Origin of the sequence: Streptococcus sp. HF-1907 (assembly GCF_015594605.1) — a bacterium.
Taxonomy (GTDB): domain Bacteria; phylum Bacillota; class Bacilli; order Lactobacillales; family Streptococcaceae; genus Streptococcus.
Genome location: NZ_JADNQT010000004.1, coordinates 1 through 12,845, shown reverse-complemented (window position 1 = coordinate 12,845; position 12,845 = coordinate 1). Strand labels below are relative to the sequence as shown.

The 12,845-nt window shown below is 40.4% G+C and carries 12 protein-coding genes; 11 read left to right on the top strand and 1 reads right to left on the bottom strand.

Features of this window, described 5'->3' with window-relative positions; all coding sequences use genetic code 11:
* Window positions 1-255 precede the first annotated feature (255 nt).
* The 11 genes from dhaS (at window position 256) to IYQ92_RS03650 (ending at window position 11,049) form a co-directional block, all read left to right on the top strand.
* Window positions 256-795 carry a dihydroxyacetone kinase transcriptional activator DhaS gene (dhaS, locus tag IYQ92_RS03700; protein ID WP_195675402.1) on the top strand — a complete coding sequence of 180 codons (540 nt, stop codon included), beginning with the start codon at window positions 256-258 and terminating at the stop codon, window positions 793-795.
* Window positions 796-804: 9 nt separating this feature from the next.
* Window positions 805-1,791: a DhaKLM operon coactivator DhaQ gene (gene dhaQ / locus IYQ92_RS03695; protein ID WP_195675401.1), complete on the top strand. Its 987-nt coding sequence runs from the start codon at window positions 805-807 to the stop codon at window positions 1,789-1,791.
* A 343-nt stretch (window positions 1,792-2,134) separates the two neighbouring features.
* The gene (locus tag IYQ92_RS03690) at window positions 2,135-2,851 is read left to right on the top strand and encodes a YebC/PmpR family DNA-binding transcriptional regulator (RefSeq protein ID WP_195675400.1); all 717 of its coding nucleotides are present in this window, start codon (window positions 2,135-2,137) and stop codon (window positions 2,849-2,851) included.
* 150 nt (window positions 2,852-3,001) lie between these two features.
* Window positions 3,002-3,796, top strand: coding sequence for a transporter substrate-binding domain-containing protein (locus IYQ92_RS03685; protein WP_195675399.1), 795 nt, complete (start codon window positions 3,002-3,004; stop codon window positions 3,794-3,796).
* Window positions 3,797-3,904: 108 nt separating this feature from the next.
* A complete protein-coding gene (locus IYQ92_RS03680; RefSeq protein WP_195675398.1) occupies window positions 3,905-4,591 on the top strand; it encodes a gamma-glutamyl-gamma-aminobutyrate hydrolase family protein in 687 nt (228 codons plus the stop codon).
* Between the two features lie 12 nt (window positions 4,592-4,603).
* Entirely contained in the window at window positions 4,604-5,743 is a 1,140-nt protein-coding gene (locus IYQ92_RS03675; RefSeq protein WP_229311292.1) for an amidohydrolase, read from the top strand.
* Window positions 5,744-5,838: 95 nt separating this feature from the next.
* Complete coding sequence (locus IYQ92_RS03670; RefSeq protein WP_195675397.1) at window positions 5,839-6,663, top strand: amino acid ABC transporter substrate-binding protein; 825 nt, start codon at window positions 5,839-5,841, stop codon at window positions 6,661-6,663.
* A gap of 160 nt (window positions 6,664-6,823) precedes the next feature.
* Window positions 6,824-7,648, top strand: a complete 825-nt coding sequence (locus IYQ92_RS03665; protein ID WP_195675396.1) for a MetQ/NlpA family ABC transporter substrate-binding protein — start codon at window positions 6,824-6,826, stop codon at window positions 7,646-7,648.
* 272 nt (window positions 7,649-7,920) lie between these two features.
* On the top strand, window positions 7,921-9,297 hold the full coding sequence (locus IYQ92_RS03660) for a M20/M25/M40 family metallo-hydrolase (RefSeq protein ID WP_195675395.1): 1,377 nt from the start codon (window positions 7,921-7,923) through the stop codon (window positions 9,295-9,297).
* Complete coding sequence (locus IYQ92_RS03655; RefSeq protein ID WP_195675394.1) at window positions 9,290-10,360, top strand: methionine ABC transporter ATP-binding protein; 1,071 nt, start codon at window positions 9,290-9,292, stop codon at window positions 10,358-10,360. Before IYQ92_RS03660 ends, IYQ92_RS03655 begins: the two co-directional genes overlap by 8 nt.
* Window positions 10,357-11,049, top strand: a complete 693-nt coding sequence (locus IYQ92_RS03650; protein ID WP_195675393.1) for a methionine ABC transporter permease — start codon at window positions 10,357-10,359, stop codon at window positions 11,047-11,049. Before IYQ92_RS03655 ends, IYQ92_RS03650 begins: the two co-directional genes overlap by 4 nt.
* A gap of 187 nt (window positions 11,050-11,236) precedes the next feature.
* Here the strand turns inward: IYQ92_RS03650 and brnQ are convergent, their stop codons facing one another.
* Window positions 11,237-12,604: a branched-chain amino acid transport system II carrier protein gene (gene brnQ, locus IYQ92_RS03645; protein WP_195675392.1), complete on the bottom strand. Its 1,368-nt coding sequence runs from the start codon at window positions 12,602-12,604 to the stop codon at window positions 11,237-11,239.
* Window positions 12,605-12,845 lie beyond the last annotated feature (241 nt).

The window sequence follows — 12,845 nt, the reverse complement described above, 5'->3', positions numbered from 1 at the left end:
AGTCTAACTCCTTTTGTTATTTTTCGTCTTCATTATAAAACTTTAATGGATATTTGAGAATGGACAAAAAATTAGTTCTGTCCTCTTTGAAAAGGTTTGCAATGCTGTCAAAAGGTGTTAAACTTATAGAAGAAACTAAAATACGATTCTCATAATCTATAGCTTATCTCTAACTTAATAGTGGGAAAGCTAAGTAGATTTGCTTTTAGGCTTCTTGTCAGAAGAGAATCAGCTAATACTATTACGGGAGGAAAAATGGTCTCCTCACTTATTACTAAAAAGCGTATTGCTAAGGCGTTTAAGAAAGTTTTTGTGTCGCAACCTTTTGATAAAATTAGCGTTAGTATTATTATGGAAGAAGCAGGTATTCGCAGGCAAACTTTCTACAATTATTTTTTGGATAAGTATGAGCTACTAGAATGGATTTTTCAGACCGAGTTGAGTGAACAAATCACAGATAATCTAGAATACATTTCTGGCTTTCAACTGATTACTGAGCTGTTTCATTTTTTTCAGGTCAATGCTGCTTTTTACAGTAAATTATTTCAGATTGCTGATCAAAATGATTTCTCATCATATTTTGAAGGCTATTGCCAACAGATTATTTGTAAAATTATTGATGATTATGAGCATAAACCGTTTGCGACGGCGGAAGAGCGCCAATTATTTGTTACTTATCATAGCTTGGCCTTGGCCAATTTGATTAAACATCATTTGACAAGTTCAGCTCGGAGCTGTCAACTAGATAGTCAAGCTGTGATTCACTATATTCAAACAACTTTAAAAGACGATTAGGGTATAAATATGGTACATATTTACAATCAAGGAATGGATTATGTGCAAGAGAGCATTGCAGCTATTGTTAACATTCATCCTCATCTCAAGCAAATTAAGGACTTGCCAGCAATTTATAATAGTCAAGCATCTGATCAACAGATACCTATTTTGTCAGGTGGTGGCAGTGGTCATGAGCCAGCCCATTTTGGTTACGTTGGTGAGGGCATGTTGACGGCTGCCATTAGCGGACCGCTCTTTGTTCCTCCTAAGGCAGCAGATATTTTAGAAGTGATTCGCTTTCTTAATCGTGGCAAGGGTGTCTTTGTCATTGTCAAGAACTTCGAGGCAGATTTGCACGAATTTGGTCAGGCCATTCATGACGCGCGTGCAGAAGGGATTCCAGTCAAGTATGTGATTTCTCACGACGATATTTCAGTGGAGACATCAAACTTCCAGATGCGTCATCGTGGGGTTGCAGGTACCATTTTACTCCATAAGATTTTAGGTGAAGCTGCACATCGTGGAGCTAGTTTGGATGAATTGGAACAAATTGGGCTATCTTTATCAACATCTGTTGCGACATTAGGTGTTGCAACTAAGCCCGCAACTCTGCCTTGGGATCAGCAACCAATGTTTGAATTACCTGAGGGGCAAATTTCGTTTGGGATTGGTATCCATGGTGAACCAGGTTACCGTACGGTTCCTTTTGAATCATCTGAGGTCTTAGCTAATGAATTGATCAATAAATTAAAAATGAAATTTAAGTGGCATGATGGGGATTCTTTTATTCTGTTGATCAATAATCTTGGTGGCAGTTCAACCTTGGAAGAGCAGATTTTTACTAATGATGTTCTTGAATTTTTGGCATTAGATGAGCTAAATATTGTTTTTACGAAGACTGGTCATCTTATTACTAGCTTGGATATGGCAGGTCTTTCCATCACACTTTGTCTCTTACAAGATAAGATTTGGTTAGACTATTTACAAGCACCAACTAATGCCTTTGCCTGGTAGAAGAGGAAAAATTTGTCATCAGTTTAGATTTATTTAAGCATCAGCTTATATACTATAACCATTCTAAAACTTTTCTTTTTCATAATCTCCTGCAAGAACCTTGATATATCAAGGTTCTTGCTTTTTGTGTTCAGCTGTGTTGATGACGCGTTAACAGGTGAGGATGAGATTGTTCCCCAAGTGGTTATAGGGTTAGGTCTTTAACAGATAGGTTTCTATATTTTATTTTTGGTCAAAGAATTTCCATTTTACGATTTCTTATCAAAGTGCTATAATAATAGAGATATTGTAAAGTAGCTCTGCTATTTTCAAAATAAGAAAAATCATACAAGAGGTGAATCCCATGGGACGTAAATGGGCCAATATTGTTGCTAAGAAAACTGCTAAAGACGGTGCAAACTCTAAGATTTATGCTAAATTTGGTGTTGAAATCTATGTTGCTGCTAAGCAAGGTGAACCAGATCCAGAGTCAAACTCAGCTTTGAAATTCGTTTTGGAACGTGCAAAACAAGCGCAAGTACCAAAACACGTTATCGATAAAGCCATCGACAAAGCTAAAGGTAACACTGATGAAACCTTCGTTGAAGGTCGTTACGAAGGCTTTGGTCCTAATGGCTCAATGATTATCGTTGATACCCTTACTTCAAATGTTAACCGTACAGCTGCTAATGTCCGTACTGCTTACGGTAAAAACGGTGGTAACATGGGTGCATCAGGTTCTGTATCATACATGTTTGATAAAAAAGGTGTTATCGTTTTTGCTGGCGATGATGCTGATGCTGTTTTTGAGCAATTGCTTGAAGCAGACGTTGATGTTGATGATGTTGAAGCAGAAGATGGCTCAATCACTGTTTACACTGCACCAACTGACCTTCACAAAGGTATTCAAGCTCTTCGTGATAATGGTATCGAAGAATTCCAAGTAACAGAACTTGAAATGATTCCACAATCAGAAGTGACCCTTGAAGGTGAAGATTTAGAAACATTTGAAAAATTGATTGATGCTTTAGAAGCAGATGACGACGTTCAAAAAGTTTACCACAATGTGGCAGATTTCTAAGAATGATTGCACAGCTCGACAGAATATGTCGGGCTTTTTTATTTTGTAATTTCGACTGATAGAAAATGTTAAAGTTTTGATAGAAAATCTCTATTTTTCAATAAGCCCAATAGGTGTTATGATATTGAAAAAGATTAGGAGGTCAGTCTTATGAAAAAAGGAATTATTGTGGCGGGAGCCATCTTATCAAGTCTTGTAGCAACGACTGTTTTTGCTGCAGACAAGGAAATCGTCGTTGCTACCGCTGGTGATGTGAAACCCTTTGATTTTGTGGATAAATCTGGGAAAATTACTGGTTATGATGCGGAAGTACTAAAAGCAGCAGATAAGCTGATTGATGGTTATAAGGTTACGTTCAAAAAGACAGCCTGGAAATCTATTTTCCCGGGAATTGATAGTGGGCGTTATCAAGCAGCAGCCAATAATCTTAGTTACACTGAGGAGCGTGCTAAAAAGTACAGCTATTCTCTACCGATTGCTAAAAATCCATTGGTCATTGTGTCGAAAAAGGGCAGTGCTATCAAAGATTTAGCAGATATCGCTGGAAAGACGACGCACGATGACACAGGAACATCTACGGCTCAAATTGTAGAAGAGTGGAATAAAGCGCATGCTTCTAAAGCATCAACGATTGATTATACTGGAGAAGATGTTTCCAAGCGCTTGTTTGATTTGAATAATGGCAATTTTGATTATCTCATCTTTGATAAAATTTCGGTCAATACTATCATTAAGCAAAAAGGATTGTCAGAATTACAAGTCACAGAGTTAAAAACAGACCAAAACACCAACAACTACATCGTCTTTTCAAAAGACAGCAAGGACTTTCGTCAACGATTTAATAAGGCCGTCAAGACATTGTATAAAAATGGGACTTTAGAAAAATTAAGTCAAAAATTCTTTAAAGGATCATATGTCCCAGATAAAGCAGATTTGGAGAAATAGCGCTTGCGATAAAGAAACCTAATCACCTGATAAGAAATCAGTATTAGTCAAATTGACCAAAGAGGTATAAAATACTAATATTAAGAAATCTGAAAGTGAGGAGCTCAAATGAAACCAGTCATTGTTGGAATTACAGGAAATGAAAAGGAGATGCCAGTGATGTCAGGTCTGGTATTTGATGCTGTCTCACGCAGTTTATCGGATGGTGTCAAGGAAGTTGGTGGTATTCCCATTATTTTGCCGGTCGGAACACCGAATTTAGCCAAGGCTTATGTGGATATGATTGATAAGCTCATTTTATCAGGCGGTCAAAATGTGGATCCAACCTACTATGGTGAGGATAAACTTGTGGATAGCGATGATTACTCTCCAGAACGCGATGCCTTTGAATTTGCCTTGGTTAAAGAGGCTTTGAAACAAGGAAAACCTATTTTCGCAGTTTGCCGAGGGATGCAACTTCTCAACGTCGCTCTAGGTGGTACCCTCAATCAAGATGTGGACAATCATTGGCAAAAGGACTTAGAAGGAACTGCCCATGAAGTGGTTGTTGCGAAAGATAGTCGAGTAGGTAGCCTAGTTTCATCAGGAGTTCGCATCAATTCTTTTCATCACCAAAGTGTCAAAAAGCTAGCGCCTGGTTTGGTAGCGACAGCTAGAGACCCTCGTGACGGCACCATTGAAGCCTATGAAAGTACCCAAAATCTCCCAGTTTTGGGCATCCAATGGCACCCAGAATTACTACTAGAAAAAAGAGACAGCAAGCGCATCTTCAATTACTTGGTGCATCAGCTCTAAGAGGATTTTATCATGAATGACTTTTATCAAAAATTAGCGGCTATTCGCCATGATATCCACCAAAATCCAGAAATTTCTGAGCGTGAATACAACACGACCGAATTTCTAAAGGGTTACTTGGCAGAGCTTGACATTCACATCGTTGAAGATGATTTGAAAACAGGAGTCATCGCAGAAATCGGTCACGGTTTGCCGGTCATCGCTCTACGCGCAGATATTGATGCCTTACCTATTAAAGAAAAAACAGGTCTCGATTTTGCTAGCCACAACGGCGCCATGCACGCCTGCGGTCACGATTTTCACCAGACTAGCCTGCTTGGTGCGGCCGAGATTTTAAAGGGAATGGAGCCCGACCTTAAAGGGACGCTCCGCCTCTTTTTCCAGCCCGCCGAAGAGGTTTCAAAAGGAGCCTATCAAGTCATTGAAGCTGATGGTCTCAAGGACGTTTCTGCGGTTATCGGCTATCACAATTACCCTCATTTTAAGCCGGGGCAAATTGGCTTGCGCTCTAAGGCGATAATGGCAGCGGTTGAAAAATTCACTGTCCGAGTATCAGGAGTCAGTGGCCACGCCGCGCGACCAGACTTGGGTTCTGATACCGTACTTGCCATCACGACAATGATCAACAGCCTCCAAGCCATCGTTGCCTGCATGACATCACCCTTCGAACCAACGGTTTTATCCGTAACGCACATTGAAGTCGGCTCTACATGGAATGTTATGCCTAAAGACGGCTTCTTCGAAGGAACCATTCGCAGTTTTGACCCAGCAGGCCGTGCAACCCTACGCCAGCGATTTAACAAAATTGTCGAAAATACAGCTGACCAATTTGGTGTTGACGTTGCCATTGATTGGGGACGTACTCCGACTGTGACTTATAACGATGAGACCTTGACACCGCTAATTTTTGAAAACTCCAAACGATTTGCGGATGTTTTTGAAGTTGAGCCCTTGTCCATTGGTGAAGACTTCGCTGCCTACCAAGAGCAGGTTCCTGGCGTTTTTGCCTTGATTGGAAGCAATGGTGATGAGGGAGCTGCTGACCTCCATCACGATACTTATACAGTCAAGGACGAGGCTCTGGAAACAGCAGTCACCTATTATGTTGAAAATGCGCAATTATTACTGGACTATTTTGCACCAAAAGGGTGATATAAATTTTCTATCACGACGATAGGTACAAAGTATTGGTACTTGTGAACCAAACATGTTAAGATAAATTTATGAACATCAAAGGAGATTATTTTATGTCATTTAAGAAAATTCTAGGTTTTGCTGGTGTAGCAGCCGCAGCGACAGTAGTATTTGCTACAGCTACAACTACACAAGCTGCTTCAAAAGAAACGGTTAACTTTGCGACAGTTGGAACAACAGCACCATTCTCATATGAAAAAGATGGAAAATTGACTGGTTACGATATTGAAGTTGCCAAAGCTGTTTTCAAAGGTTCAAATAAATATACGGTTAACTTCCAAAAAACAGAATGGTCATCAGTTTTTACAGGGATTGACTCAGGTAAATATCAAATGGGTGGTAACAACATCAGCTTCTCAAGCGAACGTGCTCAAAAATATTTGTTCTCATATCCAATCGGTTCAACACCATCAGTTTTGGTAGTGCCAAAAGACAGCAAAATCAAAAAATATAGCCAAATCGGTGGTCATTCAACACAAGTCGTTCAAGGAACAACAACTGCAAAACAATTGGAAGACTACAACACTAAACATAGTAGTAAACCAGTTGAGTTGAAATACACTAGTGAAAATATCACTCAAATCTTGACTAACTTGTCAGATGGCAAAGCTGACTTCAAGATTTTCGATGCCCCAACAGTTAACACTGTTATCAAAAACCAAGGTCTTGATAACCTTAAAACAATCGAACTTAAATCAGAAGAGCAACCATACATCTACTTCATTTTCGGTCAAGACCAAGATGATTTGCAAAAATTTGTCAACAAACGTCTTAAAGCTCTCCAAAAAGATGGCACTTTGACAAAATTGGCTAAAGAGTACCTTGGTGGTGACTATGTTCCTGCAACTAAGGACTTGAAAGTACCATTAGCAGACTAATAATCAAGAGTAAGGTTGAGCTTAGTATCAGCTTTATTTTTTAAACAATCTTGTCATGTTATAGTTTAAAACTATAAGGAAACCTTGTTTATAACAATTTGATTCCTATAGCTACTTATGGGATAATAAATTCATCAAAGAAAAAGAAGAGGAAAAGAATATGAAATTGAAAAAAGTATTAACAGGACTTGCTCTTGCTACAACCGTTTTGGGACTTGCTGTCGCTAGTCAATCAGCCGTTTCAGCTGATTCTAAGAAAGATGTTAAAGTGGGTGTTATGACCTTCTCTGACACTGAAAAAGCACGTTGGGACAAAATTAAAGAATTGGTTGGAAGCAAAGCCAACATTGAATTCACTGAATTCACAGATTACAGCCAGCCTAACCAAGCTGTTGCCAACAAAGATATTGATATCAATGCCTTCCAACATTATAACTTCTTGAACAACTGGAATAAAGAAAATAACCAAAATCTAGTTGCCATTGCAGACACTTATTTGGCTCCAATCCGTCTTTATTCAAATAAAATCAAGAGCATCAAAGAACTTAAAAAAGGTGCAACTATTGCTATCCCTAACGATGCAACCAATGAAAGCCGTGCCCTATACGTTCTTCAATCAGCTGGTTTGATTAAATTGAACGTTTCAGGGACTGAAGTGGCAACACCATCTAACATTAAAGAAAACAAGAAGAAAATCAAATTTGAAGAGCTTGATGCTAGTCAAACACCACGTTCACTTTCTGATGTGGATGCAGCTGTTATCAATAATACTTACATCGAACAAGCTAATCTAACAACTGACGATGCTATCTATGTTGAAAAGAAAGACGCTAACTCAAAACAATGGATTAACATCATTGCTGCTCGTAAAGATTGGAAGAAACAAAAGAATGCAGGTGCTATCAAAGCTATCATCAAAGCTTACCACTCTGATGAAGTGAAAAAAGTCATCAAAGAAACATCATCAGATATTCCACAATGGTAAGATAGTAATGAAAATCTTAGTTTTGAACAAAAGGCAAGAGATTGCTCGAAAAGTCAAGACGAAGCAACAATAAGAGTGAGGTTGGGATAGCTGTTCCAACCTTAACTTGTTTTTATAGTTATTTAGCTTATCTTTTATTACTTCCTTAACTCGGTTTGTCGTCGTTTTGAGGAAAGCTAAACTTTCCTTATTTCCAACCTCCGACGCAAGCCATAGCAGTCTTTGCTCCTGCTAAAAGCAAACTAAATAACTATATCGTAGAAAGGATGATCATGGTATTTTCGACAGAAACTGAGCAGATTGAAAAATTTCAAAATGATGAGGTGGCTCAGCACTACTTTGAGGTTTTGCGGACGCTCATTTCTAAAAAATCGATTTTTGCTCAGCAGATTGGTCTCAAGGATGTGGCTAATTATTTGGGGGAAATTTTTACGGCAGCGGGTGCCCATGTTATTGTGGATGATACCTACACAGCGCCTTTTGTGATTGCTGAGTTTAAGTCCTCAAATCCTGATGCTCCGACCATTATTTTTTATAATCATTATGATACGGTTCCTGCTGACAATGACCAGCCTTGGACAGATGATCCTTTTACACTTTCAGTGCATTATGGTATCATGTATGGACGGGGCGTTGATGATGATAAGGGGCATATTACCGCACGTTTATCAGCGGTTCGGAAGTACATGCGAGCGCATGCTAATAATCTTCCGATCAATATTACCTTCATCATAGAAGGAGCTGAGGAGTCGGCTTCAACTGATTTGGACAAATATTTGGCCAAGCATAAAGAACGATTGCGTGGTGCTGAACTTCTAGTTTGGGAAGATGGTCCTAAAAATGCTCAAGGACAGTTGGAGATTGCTGGTGGCAACAAAGGCATTGTGACCTTTGATTTATCCGTACGGTCAGCTGATGTAGATGTCCATTCCTCTTTGGGTGGTGTTGTTGAATCAGCCAGCTGGTACCTTATCCGCGCTCTTTCGAGTCTGCGTGATGAGACAGGACGCATTCTGGTTGACGGCATTTATGATAAGATTCATCAGCCTAATGAGCGTGAACTTGCGCTTATCAATAAATTTGCCAATCGCTCTGCTGAAAGTGTTGCGGAGCTTTATGGTCTTAAATTGCCGATCTTGAAAGCGGAGCGTCAAGCCTTCTTGAAGAATTTATTCTTTGAACCGTCGCTTAATATTGAAGGGGTGTCATCTGGTTATCAGGGACAGGGTGTTAAGACGATTTTGCCAGCGACAGCTTCTTGTAAGGCTGAAATGCGCCTAGTACCTGGTCTGACGCCTGACGGTGTTATTGAATTCTTGCGCCAGCATTTGGACAAAAATGGCTTTGATAAGGTTGAGGTAACCTACACTCTTGGTGAAATGAGCTACCGCAGTGATATGTCTGCGCCAGCCATTCTCAAGCTCATCAATCTTGCAGAGCAGTTTTATGAGGCTGGTGTTTCAGTGCTGCCGACTTCGCCAGGGACAGGTCCAATGCACACCGTCTATGATGCTTTGCGTGTGCCGATTGCTGGAATGGGAATCGGGCATGCCAACAGTCGTGACCACGGTGGCGATGAAAATGTTAAAATCGCAGATTATTACACACATATTGAATTAGTGGAGGCTTTAATCGAATCTTATGAGTAAAGAAGCAATTATTAAATTAGACAATATTGATGTTACCTTCCATCAGAAGAAGCGTGATATTAAGGCTGTTAAGGATGTGACCATTCACATCAACCAAGGTGACATATATGGTATCGTTGGTTATTCTGGTGCTGGGAAATCAACCCTTGTTCGTGTCATTAACCTTCTTCAGGTGCCCTCGGCTGGGAAAATTACCATTGATGGCCAAGTGACTTATGATAACAAAGTGACCTTGAATGGTGGTCAGTTGCGTGAACAACGTCGTGAAATCGGGATGATTTTCCAACATTTCAATCTGATGTCACAATTGACAGCTGAGCAAAATGTGGCTTTCGCGCTCAAACATTCAGGCTTATCAAAAGAAGAAAAGGCTGCTAAGGTGACAAAGCTGTTAGACCTAGTTGGTTTGTCAGACCGTGCTCAGAACTATCCTTCACAATTGTCAGGGGGACAAAAGCAACGTGTGGCTATCGCGCGAGCCCTTGCCAATGACCCTAAAATCCTGATTTCAGATGAGTCAACATCAGCTCTTGACCCAAAAACGACCAAGCAAATTTTGGCACTCTTGCAGGATTTGAATAAGAAGTTAGGCTTGACTGTGGTGCTCATCACTCACGAAATGCAGATTGTCAAGGACATCGCTAATCGTGTGGCTGTTATGCAAAATGGCGAATTAATTGAAGAAGGCTCAGTTTTAGAAATTTTCTCTCATCCTAAGCAAGAATTGACCCAAGACTTCATCAAAACAGCAACTGGTATTGAAGAGGCCATGGTTAAGATTGAACAACAAGATGTGGTGAAAAATCTTTCTGCTGGAAGTCGCTTAGTGCAGTTGAAATATGCTGGTACAAGCACAGACGAACCAATCTTGAATGACATTTACAAGCGTTTTGAAGTGACAGCCAATATTCTTTATGGAAATATTGAAATTCTAGATAATGTGCCTGTCGGTGAGATGGTTGTCGTACTCTCTGGTGATAAGGCTCGTCTTGAGCAAGCTTGCCAAGCCATTCTCGCTGCTGGCGTTGAATTAACTGTCTTGAAAGAAGGAGGACAAGCATGATTGACTGGATTCAAACACATCTGCCCAACGTCTATCAGATGGGATGGTCAGGAACTTACGGTTGGCAAGTAGCCATTACCCAAACCCTTTACATGACTTTTTGGTCATTTGTTGTGGGAGGTCTTTTAGGTTTGCTGGGAGGTCTTTTCTTAGTATTGACCAGTGAGCGTGGTGTTATTAGCAACCGCCTTGCTTTTAATATTTTGGATAAGATTGTCTCTGTTTTCCGCGCCCTTCCTTTCATCATTCTCTTGGCTCTGATTTCGCCAGTGACACGTGTCATTGTGGGGACTACTTTGGGGTCAAAAGCTGCGCTGGTTCCCTTATCTTTGGCAGTTTTTCCATTCTTTGCCCGCCAAGTTCAAGTAGTCTTGGCAGAGCTTGATGGCGGCGTTATCGAAGCGGCTCAAGCATCAGGTGGAACACTTTGGGATATTATCCTTGTTTACCTTCGTGAAGGTCTTCCAGATTTGATTCGTGTGTCAACCGTGACCTTGATTTCTCTTGTTGGTGAAACGGCTATGGCTGGTGCTATCGGTGCTGGAGGTCTTGGTTCTGTTGCCATTACCAAAGGTTACAACTATTCTCGTTACGACATTACGATTACAGCTACCATTTTGATTGTCATTTTAATTTTTGTCATTCAATTTGTCGGCGATTTCTTAACGCGTAAACTTAGTCATAAATAGTAAAAAGCAGTAGTCTTTGTAACAGACTGCTGCTTTTTTAGTATTAAAAAGGGGATGGGGAAAAAGTCTAATATAAACAAAACCGCATGAAATCTTTCGTTTACAAACGTTGATTTCATGCGGTTTCTTGTTTCGAAAATTTGAAAAAATCAATGAGATTTTGACTTTTTGCTCAGCCCCTTGATGGTTATTTCTTTAATTTACGGACAATCAAGCTAATGATAAATCCGCAGATAGCGAAGCTAATCCAGCCCATTGAATATTGACCGAGCGGGACTGTTTTTGTGAAAAAGTTGGTGATAGACTCAGCGATGGTAAAGAGTCCAGTCATGTTTGAGAGAGTCGAAAGGGCATCGTAGAGCCCAGCAATTGCTGTTGCAGCAATGGTGATTTGGTAAACTAGCTTGTCCCCGTGGAAGAATTTACTTAGGAAAACAAGGGCGATGAGAACCATCGTCAATGGGTAAAGCAGGTAGAGTACTGGAAGCGACCACTTAATCAATTCGGATAGCCCTCCGAAGTAAAAGACAGTAGCGATTAAGGTGAAAATGGTTGCCCAAGCGACGTGCGATACCTCTGGAACTAATTTATGGAAGTATTCTGAGCAGGCTGTAATCAAGCCGGTTGCTGTGGTTAAACAAGCTAGGAAAATGGTAATGGCTAGGACGGATTGACCAAGGTTACCAAGGTAGAAATGGGCTGCCTGTCCAAGAACATTTCCACCATCGATAGCAGCGTTTTTCAGCAGGAATTGTCCATTTGAAAAGGTAAATAGGCTCTGTGATGTTGCTCCGATGCGACCGACGAAGATGTAGATGAGAGCAAGGAGTACAGTCGCAACCAAACTAGATTTAAGTGTCATTGAAGCGACCTCCGTCTGTGTTTGGGCACCGTATTGCTTGCTGGCATTGATGACTAGGATGGCAAAAGCAAGGGAAGCAAGAGCATCCATGGTTCCATAGCCCTGAATGAGCCCTGCTACAAAGGGAAGGTCCTTGAAGGCATCATTGACAGCTGGCGAGGCATTATGAGCAATTCCGATGCTGTCTGCAGGGTGGATAAATGATGCTACAATCAAAATGGCTAAGACCAGTAGTAGGAAAGGTGTTAAATATTTTCCGATAGCGTCAGCGATTTTATTGGGACGAACAGCAAGCAAGTAAGAAATGCTAAAGAAAATCACACCATAAATAATCTTAACAACCAAACCGTCACCAAAGATTGGCTGAATTCCTACAGAGAAAGAAGTAGCACCTGTCCGAGGGATGGCAAAGAAGGGTCCAATGGATAGATAGAGCGCTATGGCAAAGATAATCGCAAATTTGCTAGAAACAGGTTTGGTAAAGGATTCGACATCCGTTGTTCCTGAATAAGCGACAGCGGCCACTCCGAGAAGAGGAAGAGTTACACCTGTTAGGCAGAAACCGAGGACAGCCAAGGCTAGATTGCTTCCTGAGTAGATACCTAGAAATGCAGGATAGATGAGGTTACCCGCACCGAAGAAGAGGGCAAACAACATCAGGCCAATAATGATGTATGTATTTTTAACTTTCATTAAAATACCTTTCTTTTTAATAAATTGCGTATAATTGTATGACAATTTATTATAGCAGAGGTGCTAGGTTAGAGTCAATAGCATTTCACGACAAACACATGAAGAAACTATTGAGGTAACTTCGCAAAGTAAGTTCCAGTCCTCTAGTCAAACTGGAAGTTAGTCTGAAACGTGTTTTTATGGTGGAAGTAAGTCTGAGACTTTTCGTTTAGAAAGAGGTCAATATGACAACTCAAAAATA